This window comes from Janthinobacterium sp. CG3 (assembly GCF_000344615.1).
Taxonomy (GTDB): domain Bacteria; phylum Pseudomonadota; class Gammaproteobacteria; order Burkholderiales; family Burkholderiaceae_D; genus Janthinobacterium.
Window position 1 is genome coordinate 3,746,475 of the sequence record NZ_KB467824.1, and the last position, 16,200, is coordinate 3,762,674.

At 63.7% G+C, this 16,200-nt stretch carries 10 protein-coding genes; 7 read left to right on the forward strand and 3 right to left on the reverse strand.

The window, feature by feature from the left end; genetic code table 11:
* The first annotated feature begins 46 nt into the window (after positions 1-46).
* From JANGC3_RS33850 to JANGC3_RS29490, 5 genes are all read left to right on the forward strand, one after another.
* The gene (locus JANGC3_RS33850; protein WP_232429720.1) at positions 47-1,921 is read left to right on the forward strand and encodes a type VI secretion system Vgr family protein; all 1,875 of its coding nucleotides are present in this window, start codon (positions 47-49) and stop codon (positions 1,919-1,921) included.
* Positions 1,843-3,099 carry a DUF2345 domain-containing protein gene (locus JANGC3_RS33855; RefSeq protein ID WP_232429721.1) on the forward strand — a complete coding sequence of 419 codons (1,257 nt, stop codon included), beginning with the start codon at positions 1,843-1,845 and terminating at the stop codon, positions 3,097-3,099. Before JANGC3_RS33850 ends, JANGC3_RS33855 begins: the two co-directional genes overlap by 79 nt.
* Positions 3,096-4,826: a hypothetical protein gene (locus JANGC3_RS0116525; protein WP_017877604.1), complete on the forward strand. Its 1,731-nt coding sequence runs from the start codon at positions 3,096-3,098 to the stop codon at positions 4,824-4,826. The genes JANGC3_RS33855 and JANGC3_RS0116525 overlap by 4 nt, the downstream gene beginning before the upstream one ends.
* 2 nt (positions 4,827-4,828) lie before the next feature.
* Entirely contained in the window at positions 4,829-5,854 is a 1,026-nt protein-coding gene (locus JANGC3_RS0116530; protein WP_081611887.1) for a PoNe immunity protein domain-containing protein, read from the forward strand.
* A 71-nt stretch (positions 5,855-5,925) separates the two neighbouring features.
* Positions 5,926-6,675 carry a substrate binding domain-containing protein gene (locus JANGC3_RS29490; protein WP_232429722.1) on the forward strand — a complete coding sequence of 250 codons (750 nt, stop codon included), beginning with the start codon at positions 5,926-5,928 and terminating at the stop codon, positions 6,673-6,675.
* 143 nt (positions 6,676-6,818) lie between these two features.
* Here the strand turns inward: JANGC3_RS29490 and JANGC3_RS0116540 are convergent, their stop codons facing one another.
* Together JANGC3_RS0116540 and JANGC3_RS0116550 are read right to left on the reverse strand one after the other, a co-directional pair.
* Positions 6,819-7,226: a tautomerase family protein gene (locus JANGC3_RS0116540; protein ID WP_017877607.1), complete on the reverse strand. Its 408-nt coding sequence runs from the start codon at positions 7,224-7,226 to the stop codon at positions 6,819-6,821.
* Between the two features lie 446 nt (positions 7,227-7,672).
* Complete coding sequence (locus JANGC3_RS0116550; protein ID WP_157406687.1) at positions 7,673-10,009, reverse strand: IPT/TIG domain-containing protein; 2,337 nt, start codon at positions 10,007-10,009, stop codon at positions 7,673-7,675.
* 284 nt (positions 10,010-10,293) lie between these two features.
* Between JANGC3_RS0116550 and metH the strand changes: the two genes are divergently transcribed.
* Together metH and JANGC3_RS0116560 are read left to right on the forward strand one after the other, a co-directional pair.
* The gene (metH, locus tag JANGC3_RS0116555) at positions 10,294-14,118 is read left to right on the forward strand and encodes a methionine synthase (RefSeq protein ID WP_017877609.1); all 3,825 of its coding nucleotides are present in this window, start codon (positions 10,294-10,296) and stop codon (positions 14,116-14,118) included.
* Positions 14,119-14,313: 195 nt separating this feature from the next.
* Complete coding sequence (locus JANGC3_RS0116560; RefSeq protein WP_017877610.1) at positions 14,314-14,697, forward strand: SPW repeat protein; 384 nt, start codon at positions 14,314-14,316, stop codon at positions 14,695-14,697.
* 86 nt (positions 14,698-14,783) lie between these two features.
* On the opposite strand, the gene JANGC3_RS0116565 is transcribed toward JANGC3_RS0116560, so the two are convergent.
* Positions 14,784-16,064 (reverse strand): EAL and HDOD domain-containing protein, encoded by a 1,281-nt coding sequence (locus tag JANGC3_RS0116565; protein ID WP_017877611.1) that lies wholly within the window; start codon positions 16,062-16,064, stop codon positions 14,784-14,786.
* Positions 16,065-16,200 lie beyond the last annotated feature (136 nt).

Consider the following 16,200-nt stretch of genomic DNA (forward strand, 5'->3'; position numbering starts at 1 on the left):
TTGCTTTATTTTCATCTCAAAGTGCGCCACACGGGAGTAGTGCCAAATGCCACAGTCATCCAGCCTGCAAGCCTTGCTTGCGGGCTTCACGCAAAGCACCCGCCTGCTGCAACTGACGACACCGCTCGGCCCCGACAAATTACTAGTCGAATGCCTACGCGGCGAGGAAGGCCTGAGCCAGGGCTACTCGCTCAAGGTCGCGGCGCTGTCCAGCGACGCCCGCATCCCCCTGAAGTCGCTGATCGGCCAGCCCGCCCGCGTCGACCTGCTCACCGGCGCCGCCGGCGCCCGGCGCCCCTTCCACGGCCACATCACGGCCGTCGAAATGACCGCAGCGAACGGCGGCTTCGCCCGCTACGCGCTGACCATCGAACCATGGACCGCCTTCCTGGCGTTGAACCAGGACAGCCGCATCTTCCAGGACATGACGGTGTGCGACATCCTCGACTCCGTCTTCGCCCCCTACTTGGGCCAGGGCCGCCTGATGCCGGCGTGGCGCTTCGACATCGCCGAGCGCGACATCTGCCCGCGCCGCAGCCTTACCACCCAATACCAGGAAAGCGACCTCGCCTTCGTCCTGCGCCTGATGAGCGAGGAAGGCCTGTTCTACTACTACGAGCACAGCGCCGGCGACGGCCCCGGCCTGGGCGGGCATACCCTGGTCGTGGCCGACCACAACGGCAGCTTCCAAGCCAACGTCCAGGCCGACATTGCATTCACCCAGCCCGGCGCGGTGATGAAGGCGGACAGCCTGGACCGCTGGCGCACCACGCTGACGCAGCGGACCAACGCCATCGAACTGAGTTCCTGGGACTACCGCTCCTGCCGCGACAACCCGGTCGGCGCCTACGGCGACATCGGCGACGGCGTGCGCCTGCTCAGCCGCGACGCCCCCGGCGCCTACGCCTACCAGAGCCGCGCGCAGGGCCAGCGCATCGCCGACAACCAGCTGCAGGCGTTCGAGGCGGGCAGGGAAATCCACACCGCCGCCGGCACCGTGCGCACCGCCGCGCCCGGCACCACCTTCACCCTGCGCGGCCACCACCGGTTCGACGCCGCCCGCGACGACGACGGCCGCAGCTTCCTGATCGTGCGCGCCGTGCACCTGGCGCACAACAACCTGAGCGCCGAGATGCCGCGCCGGCATCGTGCGCGAACTGGGCAGGGCGCGCTGGCCGCCGCCAACGAAAAGGAGCAAGCGCACAGCCTGCACGCCAGCGGCAGGCACATCGGCGAACGGCCGCTGTACCGCTGCCGCCTCGACGCCATCGGCCCGCGCCACGCCCTACCGCAGCAGCGGCGTGGACGGCCACGGCCACCTGCTGCACCGCGCCCGACCGTGCACGGCCAGCAAACGGCCATCGTCGTCGGCCCGCCCGGCAGCGTCATCCACACCGACCGCGACCACCGCATCCTGGTGCAGATGCACTGGCAGCGCGGCGCCGGCAGCCACAGCCGCCTCGACCACCCGGCGCCGGACGGCCACAGCGGCGCCCGGCCGACCACCGCGCCGGCACCTGGGTGCGCGTGGCCACGCCGATCGCCCCGGTGGCGGCGCCAACTGGGGGCCAACGCGCTACCCCGCGTCGGCCAGGAAGTGCTGGTGGACTTCTTTGAAGGTAACATCGACCGTCCCGTCGTCATCGGCGCCGTCTACAACGGCAAGGGCCAGCCCGACGCGCAGCACAACCAGGCGTTCAAGGGCGCGGCGCGGCCACCGGCAACGCGCGGCCTGGTTCCCGGCGAGGGGCGGCGGCACGCCCACCCGGCCGTACTGTCGGGCTTGAAATCGCAGGCGATGGCCCAGCAGCCAGAGCGGCGCCGGCGCCCTACAACCAGTTGGTGTTCGACGACAGCCCCGGCCAGCCACGGCTGTCGCTGCAGCGCCACGCCAAGGCGCACCGCGGCAACGACGAGCTGAACCTGGGCCACCTGCGCCACCAGAGCGACAACCAGCGCCTGGCCAAGGCCGGCTTCGGCGCCGAATTGAAAACCGAGCACGCCGCCGCGCTGCGCGCCGGCCAAGGGATGCTGCTGTCGAGCGACGCCCGCAACGGCGCCAGCGGCAGCCAGCTCGACTCGCAGGAGGCGCAGGCGCAGATCGAGCGCAGCCACGAACTGCAACTGAGCATGGCCGGCACCGCGCAAAAGCACAACGCCGGCATCAAGGACGACAAGGGCCAGGCCGAGCCGGCACCGGACCAATTGCCGGCGATCGCCCAGATGGCCAACAGCGTCGAGGTACTCAAGGGTACGGACGGCGGCGGCGGGCAGACTCCGGTGACGGCCTACACGGCAACGCAGTTGCAACTGTCTAGCCCGGCCGGCATCGCCGCGACCACGCCGGCCAACGCCATCCTCGCCGCCGGCAACACCGGCAGCGTCACCGCCGGGCAGGACATCAACTTCGCCGCGCAGGGCAACAGCTATTACTTGGTGAAGGCGGGCCTCAGCCTGTTCACCTACGGCAAGGCCGGCAATAAGGACAAGCCGAACCAGGAAACCGGCATCAAACTGCACGCGGCGACCGGCAAGGTCAGCAGCCAGAGCCAATCGGACAAGACCAGCATCACCGCCGACAAGGCCGTCACCGTGGCCAGCGTCACCCAGAGCGTCAACATCGCCGCGAAGGAGCATGTGCTGATGACGGCGCAAGGCGCCTATCTGAAGCTTGAAGGCGGCAACATCATGATTCACGGGCCGGGCAAGATGGACTTCAAGGCCAGCATGAAGGAGTTGACCGGGCCGGCCAGCAGCCAGGCCAGTCTGCCGGCCCTCCCCAAAGCAGCCGATATTGACCGGGCCATTGAGTTGAACTTGCATTACGGCGATTTAGAGCCGGTCGTCAATTCACCCTACAAGATCACCTTCGCCAATGGCACTTCACGCAACGGTTTGCTGGATGCAAAGGGGCACGCCCGTGTCGAAAACGTTCCTCCCGGCGAGTACCACGTCGAGTACGGTGAAGACCAGCGTGAATGGGTAGCACCGCCGCTGGCGCCCGATCCGCAGCTCCTACTGGCCAGACAGCAGCAAGATCAAGCCACAGCCTTGCTGGAAGCGGCCAGGGCAAACAAGGGAAAAGGTACACGATCATGAGCCAAAACTTCGTTGACGAGGTCGTAGAATTCTTCAAAGACTTGATTTTAGGTGACTTTGAAGAGGATCAAGGCAAGGCGGCCATGGTGATCGGGGGCGCCATTTCCCTGGTCCCCGTGGTCGACCAAATCATGGACGTGCGCGACGTGTCGGGAATGATTTATCGGATCGGCAGGAAAGGTGTGGCGCACGCGACCAAGGATGACTGGATCGACATCGCGTTGGCGGCGTTCGGTTGTATTCCCGAAGTGGGAAGCCTGTTCAAAACGATCATCAAACCCTTGAGAAAATACCGCAAGGAGGCCGGAGCGGCGGCCGCCGGCGGCCACGTGATGATCGAAGCCATGCTGGGAGAAAGCAAGGGTGCCGCGATCAAGTTCCTGAAGACCTTCCAGTGGGCACAGAATACCCAATTGGCCATGTCAACCGCGATGGGCGCGCTGGATAACTGCGTCGAACTGCTGACGTTCATGTCGACGCCCCACTGGTGGTTGCAGCCGGAATTGCAGTACCTGGCGCGCGACATGAAGCCACAAGTCGAAGGAGTGCGTGGACCGCTCAAGGCCGGCATTGCGCAGGGAGCCAAAGCGGTGCAGGAAATGATTCAGGACATGCTGGGCGAGGACGCTTTGTGGGCGGCGAAAAAAATTGCCGCCGCAGCCACCACCGGCGCCAATCCGGCCGCCAAGCACAACCACAGGCCCGGCGCCTCCCACCCGCACAGCGGCACGCCACATTCGAAGCCGACAACCGCGCCCAAGCCAGGCAAGCCTGTGACCACGGCCAAAGCCAAGGAACCGGTTTCACCCGGAAAAGACAAGACGCACAAGCCAGTCGCCGATTCCAACCGTCAGAGCAGCGGCGGCGGCAGCGCGCCGGTGACGCATACTGCGAGGCCAATACGGCAATTGCTTTCTGAAATAAAATTCGGACCAAGGGGGCTGATCGGCGAACATATGGCGGATTATTATCATATGGAACACGTGCTTGAACAAGCCGGCGCCTGGCCCCACGGCAACATACATGGGAAATGGCGCTCGGACTACCCGCGCATTGTCGGCCCCGATAGCAAACACAAGCGCCCCACTGAGCTAGTACCGGAAGACTTGGCAAAGGTGACGCTATCCGGTCCCGATACAATCTGGCAGACGGACGGCGACACGTTTCACTTCATCGAGGCGAAGTTCAGCGAGACTGTATACAGTCTGTTTGAACGGCTGCAAAACAACGTCAGAAATGGCAGTATTCCGCGAGCCCCCGCCACACTCAACGACAGAGAACTCATGTTGTGGGCTTTGCTTGGCCAGCCTAAAAAGGGCACACAGATGGGGAAAAATTGGATTCGTGAGAGCACTAAGACTGCCGCAATGCAATCGGCTAGCAATTTGAAAAATCGTTGGGTGTACCTTATGCTTGGAATTACTGCTGGCTCCAATCCGTTCTTGACATCAGCCCACCCGAATAGCAAACTCAAGTTAACCGCAGCGCCTGGAGTTATTGATCATTTTGAAGCCACATTGGAGCTACTTTCAACAGGCGATCATTACAACATAAAATTACATGATAAACACAAAAAAACTCATAACATAACTGAAACGTTCGACCATATTGAAATAGATCGCACAGAAAAAGGTCGTACAAGATCGAAAAAATCAACACCCAATAACTCCTCACGTTCGCAAGAAGAAGAAAAACCAGATTCAACCAAGAAAAAACGGAGAAAATAGCAATGGAAATTTTACCATTTCATGAGCGCCGCCGCCAGCAGTTCCTCTACGAAGAACTCTATAATAAAACTCGAAAAAATCAATTTTCGTTAATTGAAGGTCAACTTGCCAATAAAGAAATAGCCGATTCGACACAGGAAAACTCTTCGGTTCATCGGTTTTTATACCTAGAAATGTTTTGGATCTGGATGCTCGACTACACAGCGGGCGTGCCGATTGATGAGCTGGCGCCGCACATATCGGGCATTGTGGATGCGTTCGAAGCGTGGAATGATGTGGATCAATTTTATCAACAGGAAGCTGCGCTTGAGTTTCCAGAGTTTGGTCCGTATGAATATGCAGGGGCGCCGGACTTCTCCACCCTTTCCGATTACGAGAACACACTACAACTGCTAAGCATCGCCATATTGCTGCGCGATCAACGTTCGGTTAAACGCATCATCCACATATTACGCAGTCACCGCGGCCAGGACGGTCTGTTCGAACAATTGATTAGCGAATACGTCGAAGATGAGCAGACGCTAGAAACTTGTATTATCGGCAAACCCTATGACATCCTGCTGCAAGCGTACTATGAAGAGAATGAAAAGACCACGCTCGATCTCGTCAATAAGTACCTGAAGCAGTGGTATCCGGCCATGAAAGATCATCCACGCTGGTACAACGAGCATCTAAAGGTTAACGAAGAAGGCTATGCTGGTTATTACGGTTACTGGGCATTTGAAGCGGGCGCAACCGCCTTTATACTTGACTTGAACGACAGTGTAATCGACCATCTTGTCTATCCCAAAGACTTGGTCGATTATGCACGAAAATTATGGGAAGAAAACCGCTACACCAGCCGGGATACGGAAACATTAGTCAATGCCAGGCGTATTGAGGGCGGACAGCCCTGCCCTCAAACCGGCTTCTGGGAAACCCCGGCCAAACTGCATAGCCGCAGTCATTTCAAGCAAGGCGATGTCATGCCTATTTTTGGCAATTCTGCATATGGTCGAACGATTTGGCAATGGAGTACAAACCAATAATCAGAAAGCGTCCACGCAACGCCGAGCCGACCCTGTGTCGAACTGCTGACGTTCATGTCGACGCCTCACTGGTGGTTGCAGCTGGAATTGCAGTACCTGGCGCGCGACATGAAGCCACAAGTCGAAGGAGTGCGTGGACCGCTCAAGGCCCCACCGACCGCGCCGTCGCCGAGCAGCAGGCGCGCCCCGCCGGCAGCCTGCGCGTCAACGCGCCGATGGCCTTCGGCGCGTTGGAACTGGCGCACTGGCTGCCGCAATTTCTCGCCCGTTACCCCGAACTGCGCATCGACCTGGTGTGCAACGACCGCATCGTCGACCTGATCGAGGACGGCTTCGACGTCGCCCTGCGGCTGACGAGCAAGCTGCCCGACTCGACGCTGATCGCGCGCCGCCTGGCCAGCGGCGGCGTGGCGCTGGTGGCGGCGCCGGCCTACCTTGAGCGGCACGGCGCGCCGCGCACGCCGCAAGATCTGTTGGCGCACAACTGCCTGAGCTACACCCTGGCGGCGCAACCGCGCGATTGGGACTTTACCGGGCCGGACGGCGCGGCCCACCACGTCAGCGTACAGGGCAATCTGCAGGCCAACACCGGCATCGCCCTGCGCGCGGCCGCCGTCGGCGGGCTGGGCATCGCGGCCGCCGCCGCGTTCATCGTCCGCGACGAACTGGCGCGCGGCGAGCTGGTGCGGGTACTGCCCGACTACGCCATCGCGCCGCGCGAACTGTACGCGCTGTATCCGCAGAACCGCCACCTGTCGCCGAAGGTACGGGCCTTCGTCGACTTCGCCGCCGAGCTGTACCGGACGCGCCGCTGGGACTGAACCGCGCCATCCTCCGCAATCAACCGTAGGCCGGATGCGGGGGCCGCCGGGGCCAGCGTGATCCGACGCCGAGCCACTGCCGACGCCAGTCGGGTTACGCCCTGGGCGGGCTAACCGGACCTACGAAACCGGGGCCACCGCCATCAAGGCGTATCAAGCTGCTTCTTGATTCCGCGGTACTGCTGGGTCTTGCCGCCATAGCCCCAGGCCGCCGCGCGCGCGTCGTGCACGTGGATGTAGCTGACGTCGTGCAGCTCGCCCAGCAGCGCCGCCATTTCCTTGAACACGGCGGCGATGTAGGCGCCCTTCTCCGCCGCCGTATTGGTCTCGTCGGTAACGAGGATGTCGAGGAAGAAGCTGGTCTTGCCCTGCTGCGACAGCGGCGCGCCGCCGACGAACCAGTGCGCCGGCTCGACGTGCGACATGGCGACCGAGGTCAGCGCAGGGTCTTTGTGCAAAATCTGCTCGGTCAGGCGCGACAACGCGCCGGCCACGGCGGCGTATTGGACGCTATCTGGCCTGGTCGACAGGCGCACGTTCAGGATCGGCATGGTATGGGCTCTTTCAGTCAAAGTGGAGAGAAGACCATGGTAATGGTGCCGCAAACGCAGATCAATACTTAGTAATGCACATATTTCGTGCAAGTTTCACACAAATCGTTCTGCGCGGTGACCCAATTCGACCGCGTATTTCGGACTGTTCCAGGTCGTTCTCATCTACTCGTGCAGCAATTCGCACCACGGTGGCCCATTCTCGTCCCATTCACTGGTCATGCTCAACGCTACAGGTCGGTGCAGGCCAACACGGTGAACTGGGCGATGGGTCTGACGCGGGTGATTCCGCCGCGCGAGCTGTCGCTCAACGACATCGAGGAAATCCGCCAGCGCTACCCGCAAATGCCGCCCGGTAGCGGCCACAGCATGCGCATTCCGCTCGAAGCGCGCTTCGCCGGCGCGCTGCTGGCCCGCTTCCTATCGACGCGGGCGGGCGCTCGCGCTCAGTGGTGCGGAATGCTCAGCAAACGCGCGTTCGACGTCGTCGCCAGACTCACCTCAAAGCGGCCGCCAACGGGCAGCGCGCTGACGTCGAGCGCCGCGCTGCCGCCACTCAAGGCGTTGGCCAGCACGGTTTTCTGGCCGTTGGCGGCGATATGCAGCACCGCCGCCTGCGGCTCGACGGCGGCGTTCCAGGTCAACGCCAGGCGCCCGCCCTCCAGCGTCCAGTCGAAGCTGGCCACACCGGGCGCCGCGGCGCGCTTGCCGGCCGGCGTTTGCGCCGCCGCCGGACGCGCCAGCGGCTTGCCTTGGTACAACACCTCGATGCTCGCGACCGGCCCCGGGTTGGGCAGGCTGGCCCAGAAGTGGCGGGTTTCGACCTTGCTGTCGGCGACCAGTTGGGTCTCCAAGGGCTGGTCGAAGGTCTGGCCCGCCACCGTCACCACGCGCAACACGTAGGCGTGCTGCTGGCCCGCCACTTCCTGGTGCAGGCGGGCGCTCGACGCCATGGCGGGGCGCAGTAGCAGCGCGCCGCGGCTGATGCTGCCCGAGATGCTCAGGTAGCCGTCGGCCAGCGCCGCCGTGCGTTTCGCCATCACGCGGGCCGGGGCCTGCGCCTGCGCCTGCGCGCGCTTCAGTGAAAATTGCTGGGCCCGCAGGTAGCTGAAATCGGACAGCCAGGCGCCGTCGCAGTAACTCATTACGTCTTTCATTTTTCCGCTCACGCCATCCAGATCGACCGCCCGCGGCGCGTCCAAGCCACCCAGATACGTCGTCGCGCGGTAGACGCTGTCGTACAGCGGCAGATCGCCCAGATCGCCGTTCGGGTACGGATAGTCGGTATCGACATTCTCCGGCGCGCCGCAGTCGACGTGCTTGAGCGAGTGGTTGTGGCCCAGCTCATGCAACATCACCGTCAGCCACAGCGGCCAGTTGTTGCCGAAGGGGTCCGTTGCACTCGGCTTGCGCCAGGTGGCGTCCACGCCCAGGGCCGAGGTGGCGCCGCGGCCACTGTCGCGGTCGGTCAAATAGGCCATCCCCGCCGTATGCGTCAGCGCCGAAGGATTGGTGTAAGTCGGCGCCAGGCCATAATAAAACGCCGTCGGATCTTCCTGCTTGCGTACCTCCTCCAGCTCGGCCAAGGCGTTGTGCCACCAGCTCAGGTCGGCGCTGCTGCCGCTCACCGTCAAGGGCTGGCGTTGCGCCACGGTGATGCTCGACGTCGCATACGGATAGATACGCGCCAGCTGCTCGTTCACGCTGTCCATGCTTGGCGAGACGGTCACGCCGGATGGCGTGCGCAGCGGCACCAGCACGATGCGGATGGCGGTGGCGGCGGCCACCGGCGGTGTGGCGTCCAGGGTCACGGCGGCGGCGCCCTCGCCAACCGTCACCCTGACCGTCAAACCGGGCCGTACCCAGGCCCCTTGCAGTAGCGCGTTGAAGGTGGTGTCGAGCCGGTAGTCGTCGCGGGCCAGCGGCAACTCGGCCGGGCCCGTCATCGCCATGCGGCCCAGCAATACGCCGTTGCCGGCGTAGGCGCTCAGGCTGACGGCGGGGCTGGCCCGGCCCGGCGCGGCGGCCAGCACGGCGGCGCGCACCACGACCGCCTTGTCTTGCGTCAGCAACAACTGCGGATCGTTGGCCCGGCGGCTGAACACCTGGGCAAATTCGAGGCCGCCGGCGGCGAGCGTGACGGCGGGCAGGACATCGAACGCGGCGTCGGTGGTGAGCGCGTTGTAGGCGCCGGTCAGGCTCAGCTTGCCGGAAGCGGCGCCCGGCGGCACCGGGAAGCTCAGGCTGGCGTCGCTGCGCTCGGCCGGCAGCGTCGCCGCCACGCCGTTGCTAAAGCGTACAGCCGTCACGCCGGCCAGGCCGCGCCCGCTCACGGTGACGCGCGATCCGACCGGGCCGGCCGACGGCGTGATTGCCGTCACCGCCACCGCGACGTAGGCGTCGATGCGATAGTCGCTGCTCAGCGAGGTGCTGCCGACCACCATCGTCAGCACGCCCGAGGCCGGCGTCGCCGGCATCGTCAAGGTTGCCGAGGTCGGCGTCCTGTTGCTGGCCGCCAGCGCCAGGTCGCCGAGGCGGAAGGCGTCGACGAGGTTCAAGTTGGTGCCGGTCACGACGATGCTGCCGCCCACCACCGCGCTATTGCCGGACACGCCGGTGAGCGTGGCGACGGCCGCCGGCGCAACCGCAGCGACAGGCGCGGCGCCGTCCGCACCGCCGCCGCCGCAAGCGGACAAACCCAACAGGAAACAGGCGGCCAGCGCCAGGCGCGGCCCGGCGGCGCCTGGTCGCGCGGCGCGCGGAAATGAAACTGTAGCAGCCATCACACAACGCTCTCTATTTCTACCAAACAGGCATTATCCACGGAAGAAATTTCATCGGGCAGTTTTATTCAGGAAAAAATAACGATGGGCGGGGCGCGCCGCGCCGCCGCCGGGCCGGCCCCCTCCATAGTGTGGCAAAGAAACCTCTTCGCGCCCGTATCGCCGCCGCCACGGCGCCCCGCCGCCAAACCAAAGCAGGCCGATGCCGTATAATTTTATCCTCGCGAAGTTACGGCCCCAGCCTGGTCCGACGCCCTGCCCGTCCCGTCAAATGAAAGCATGAAATGAACGATACCGTGATCCCCGCCATGTCTAAGACCGAAACCCAGTTGCGCGAGATCCTGTCGCGCCGGATCATGATCCTCGACGGCGCGATGGGCACGATTATCCAGCAATACAAACTCGACGAGGTGGCCTACCGCGGCGGCCCCGAAGGCCGCTTCATCGACTTCGCCGCGCCGGCCGACAGCGGCGCGCGCGAACTCTTCGTCAAGGGCAACAACGAATTGCTGACCCTGACGCAGCCGCACATTATCCAGGAAATCCACGAGCGCTACCTGGCCGCCGGCGCCGACCTGATCGAGACCAACACCTTCGGCGCCACCACCATCGCCCAGGACGACTACCATATGGCGCACCTGGCCTATGAGATGAACGTGCAGGCGGCGAAGCTGGCGCGGGCCGCCTGCGACAAGTATTCCAGCGTCGACAAGCCGCGCTTCGTCGCCGGCGCGCTGGGGCCGACGCCGAAGACCGCCTCGATCTCGCCGGACGTCAACGACCCGGCCGCGCGCAACGTCACCTTCGACCAACTGGTGGCGGCCTACCTGGAGCAAACCCGCGGCCTGGTCGAGGGCGGCTCCGACGTGCTGCTGGTCGAAACCATCTTCGACACGCTGAACTGCAAAGCCGCGCTGTTCGCCATCGACCTGTACTTCGAGCAAAACCCGGACCAGGTGCGCCTGCCGATCATGATCTCCGGCACCGTCACCGACGCCTCCGGGCGCATCCTGTCGGGCCAGACCGTGCCGGCGTTCTGGAACTCGGTGCGCCACGCCAAACCCTTGACCATCGGCCTGAACTGCGCGCTGGGCGCGGCGCTGATGCGCCCGTACGCCGAGGAACTGGCGAAGATCGCCGACACCTTCGTCTGCATCTACCCGAACGCCGGCCTGCCCAACCCGATGAGCGACACCGGCTTCGACGAGCTGCCGGCGGACACCTCGGCGCTGCTGCGCGAATTCGCCGACAGCGGCTTCATCAACATGGCCGGCGGCTGCTGCGGCACCACGCCCGACCACATCCAGGCGATCGCCGACATGCTGGCGACGACCGCGCCGCGCGCCGTGCCGGCCGCCAACCACGACCTGCGCCTGTCCGGCCTGGAGCCGTTCACCGTCAACGACGCCTCGCTGTTCGTCAACGTTGGCGAACGTACCAACGTGACCGGCTCGAAGGCTTTCGCGCGCATGATTCTCAACGAGCAATACGACGAGGCGCTGTCGGTGGCCCGCCAGCAGGTCGAGAACGGCGCCCAGGTGATCGACATCAACATGGACGAGGCCATGCTCGACTCGCAGGCGGCGATGACGCGCTTCCTCAACCTGATCGCCTCCGAGCCGGACATATCGCGCGTGCCGATCATGATCGACTCGTCGAAATGGTCGGTCATCGAAGCCGGTCTGAAGTGCGTGCAGGGCAAGGCGGTGGTGAACTCGATCTCGATGAAGGAAGGCGAGGCCGAGTTCCTGCGCCAAGCCACGCTGTGCCGCCGCTACGGCGCCGCCGTCATCGTCATGGCCTTCGACGAAAAGGGCCAGGCCGACACCTTCGAGCGCAAGACCGAAATTTGCGAGCGCGCCTACAAGCTGCTGACGCGGGCCATCGGTTTCCCGCCGGAAGACATCATCTTCGACCCGAACATTTTCGCCATCGCCACCGGCATCGAGGAACACAACAACTACGCGGTCGACTTCATCAACGCCACCCGCTGGATCAAGGACAACCTGCCGCACGCCAAGATTTCCGGCGGCGTCTCCAACGTCAGCTTCAGCTTCCGCGGCAACGACCCGGCGCGCGAAGCCATCCACACGGTGTTCCTGTACCACGCGATCAAGGCCGGCATGACCATGGGCATCGTCAACGCCGGCATGATGGGCGTCTACGACAACCTCGACGCCGAGCTGCGCGAGCGCGTCGAGGACGTGGTGCTGAACCGCCGCGACGACGCCACCGAGCGCATGATCGAGATCGCCGGCACCCTGAAGGCCGGCGGCAAGGCCGAGGTGCAGACGCTGGCCTGGCGCGAGGGCACGGTGCAGCAGCGCCTGTCGCACGCGCTGGTGCAGGGCATCACGCAATGGATCGTCGAGGACACCGAGGAGGCGCGCCAGGAATTGCTGGGCAACGGCGGGCGCCCCATCCACGTCATCGAAGGCCCGCTGATGGACGGCATGAACGTGGTCGGCGACCTGTTTGGCCAGGGCAAGATGTTCCTGCCGCAGGTGGTCAAGTCGGCGCGCGTGATGAAGCAGGCCGTGGCCCACTTGATCCCCTACATCGAGGAAGAGAAAAAACGCGAAGAGCAGCGCACCGGCATCGTCGCCAAGCCGAAGGGCAAGATCGTCATCGCCACCGTCAAGGGCGACGTCCACGACATCGGCAAGAACATCGTCTCGGTCGTCTTGCAGTGCAATAACTTCGAGGTCGTCAACATGGGCGTCATGGTGCCCTGCTCGGAAATCCTGGCGCGCGCCAAGATCGAGAACGCCGACATCATCGGCCTGTCCGGCCTGATCACGCCGTCGCTGGAGGAAATGGCCCACGTCGCCAAGGAAATGCAGCGCGACCCGCACTTCCGCATGCTAAAGATTCCGCTGCTGATCGGCGGCGCCACCACCAGCCGCGCCCACACGGCCGTGAAGATCGCCCACAACTACGAAGGCCCGGTGGTATACGTGCCGGACGCCTCGCGCTCGGTGTCGGTGGCGCAGTCGCTGCTGACGCCGGAGGCGCGCGACAAATACATCGAAGACATCGAAGTCGACTACGCGCGCATCCGCGAGCAGCACGCCAACAAGAAGGTGCTGCCGATCCTGACGCTGGCGGCGGCGCGCGCCAACAAGATGCTGGTGCCCTTCGACGGCGCGCACACGCCGGTGAAGCCGAAGTTCATCGGCCGGCGCGTGTTCAAGAACGTCGACCTGGCGGCGATCGCCCAGTACATCGACTGGGGTCCGTTCTTCCAGACCTGGGACCTGGCCGGGCCGTTCCCGGCGATTTTGACGGACGAGGTGGTCGGCGACGCCGCCACCAAGGTGTTCGCGGAGGGCCAGGCGCTGCTGAAAAAACTCATCGACGGGCGCTGGCTGAGCGCCAACGGCGTCGTCGCGCTGCTGCCGGCCAACAGCGTCAACGACGACGACATCGAGATCTACACCGACGACACGCGCGCCACGGTGGCCTTCACCTATTACGGCCTGCGCCAGCAGGGCGTCAAGCCGATTATCGAAGACGCCGACGGCAACAAGGTGCAGCGTCCGAACCAGTGCCTGGCCGACTTCATCGCGCCGAAACTGCTGCAGGGCCAGCCGTCCGGGTTAAAGGACTACATCGGCATGTTCGCCGTCACCTCCGGGCTGGGCATCGAGAAGTACGAGAAGCGCTTCGAGGACGCCCACGACGACTACTCGTCGATCATGCTCAAGTCGCTGGCCGACCGCCTGGCCGAAGCCTTCGCCGAATACCTGCACGAGCGCGTGCGCAAAGACCTGTGGGGCTACGCCAGCGCCGAGACGCTGAGCAACGAGGACATGATCGGCGAGAAATACCTGGGCATCCGCCCGGCGCCCGGCTACCCGGCCTGCCCGGAGCACACCGTCAAGGCCGACATGTTCAAGGTCTTGCAGGCCGAGGAAATCGGCATGCGGCTGACCGAATCGTTCGCCATGTTCCCTGGCGCGGCCGTGTCCGGCTTCTACTTCGCCCATCCGGAGTCGAAGTACTTCGTCGTCGGCAAGATCGGCGAAGACCAGCTCAACGACATGGTCAAGCGCCGCGGCGCCAGCAAGGACGAGGTCGAACGCTGGCTCGCGCCGAACCTGTCTTGATGCAATGACCGGATCGCGCGTCGCCGGTCGGCTTACGCCGTTCCGGCTAAGCCGACCGACGACAATCGCGGCCATGCACAACACTGAACTTTTCTGCCGCCCCGCGCACTAATTGTGTACGTCGGCGGGTTTGCGCCAGCCAAGCTGTTGCGTCCCCCGCTGCACGACATTCCCGTGACAAGCAATGGAGGGCATATGGCAACGAACGAAGTGGTAAGCGCAAGGCGCTGGCAAGACCAACTGATCCTGGTACTCGGCTTATGGTTGATCGTTTCCCCGTGGGCGTTCAGCTACCCGGAAGGCTCGCCGCACATGATCAACGCCTTCGTCTCCGGGGTGGTGATCGCGGTGCTGGCCGCCTTCGACCTGTACAAGACGTATTTCTGGGCCGTCCTGCTCAATTTGCTGGTGGGCATATGGGTGGCCGCGTCGCCGTGGGTATTGGGCGCCGCGGATCGCGGCACGGCGATGTGGAACGAGCTCATCGTCGGCATTGCCGTGGCCGTCCTGGCGCTGTGGGAGATGCGCACCGACCCCGAGCTGCACAAGCATTGGCCCGGCACGGGCACCGCGACCTGAGCGCCGCCACGCAGAAACGCCAACGGCGCCCCGATAAGGAGGCGCCGTTGCCGGCTCATTGCCGGTTTACTTGGGCGACAACCAGCTTACAGCGCGTAGCGCACCACGTTGTCGCTCCACTCGAAGGCCGCTATTTCCAGCTCGACCAGGTCTTCGGTGGACATCGCCAGTTCGCGCAAGGTCGGCACGATCTGGTCTTCCATGTCTTCGATGCGTTCGATGCACTCGGCCAGCTTGAGCAGGTCGCCATAGAAACCGTTACGTTCAAGCAAGGCTTCGCCGACCTCGTCGATCACGTGGATTTGCTTCAAAATCTCGTCCATCGACACGCCGAACAGCGTGTCCATCAGCGACATGATGCCGACCGTGAAGGCGACGTCGGCGGCGTGGGCCTGGTTCGGGCGCAGCTTGGTCGCCAACAATTCCAACAGCCGGCCGCGGGTCGTTGCCAGCATCAGCAGTGGCGTCATGCTGTGGCCGCGCTTGCTCGGCTCGGCGTACAGCATGATTTGCAGCCAGCGCTGCAACTGGCGCCGGCCCAGCACCGACACGGCCTGGCTGAGCGAATCGATGCGCTGGCGCGCGCCGACGGCCGGCGTGTTGACCAGACGCAGCAGGTTCAGCGCCAGCGACACGTCGCGCTTGATGGCGCGCTCGATTTCCATATTGTCGGCGTCGGAGGTGACCAGGGTCATCAACTCCATCACCGCCAGTTGCGACGGCGACAGCTTCTTGCCCGTCATGATCGCAGGCTTGGCGAAATAATAACCCTGGAAGAAATCGAAGCCCAGGTCCAGGCCGGTCTTGAACTCCTCGCGGGTCTCGACCTTCTCGGCCACCAGTTTTTTCTGCTCGCGCTTGAAACGCGGCGCCAGGGTCGACAGCGTGGCCAGTTCGACCTTGCTCATGTCCATCTTGACGTAGTCGACCAGGGACATCAGTTCCTGCACCTGGTTCGAGTCGGCGATGACGTTTTCCAGCGCGAACGTGAAACCGTGCCCGACCAGCTCGCCGATGCGGCTGTGGATCTGCGGCGTCACGATCATCGATTCGACGATTTCCAGCACCACCTTCTCGCGCGGCAGGAAGCCGAAAATGTCGCTCATGATGACGTCGGCGTCAACGTTGACGAAGCCGAGCGCGTCGCCGATGACTTTTTCCATGCCCAGCTGGGAGGCGTGGGCGATCACGGAAGCGGTGGCGGACAGGTCGCTGCTAATGTTCGCCGGCCCGACCGGGGCGTTGCGAAAAAGCAACTCGTAGCCGAACAACGCCTGGTTCCAATCCAAGATCGGCTGGCGCCCCAGGTAAAACTCGCGCACGCGCAAAGGTTTCGGGGCGATATCGGTGCTAGAAATGTCGATCATTAAATCTTTATCATTCACGTCGAGTGACACGCGGCGAGGGGGTAGAAGGTGCTTCGCGCATGTCGAGGGTCAATATTGTCAATACTTTACCGTAATAATCATGTCATACGGCTATTTTGGCAGCAATATTTGCGCT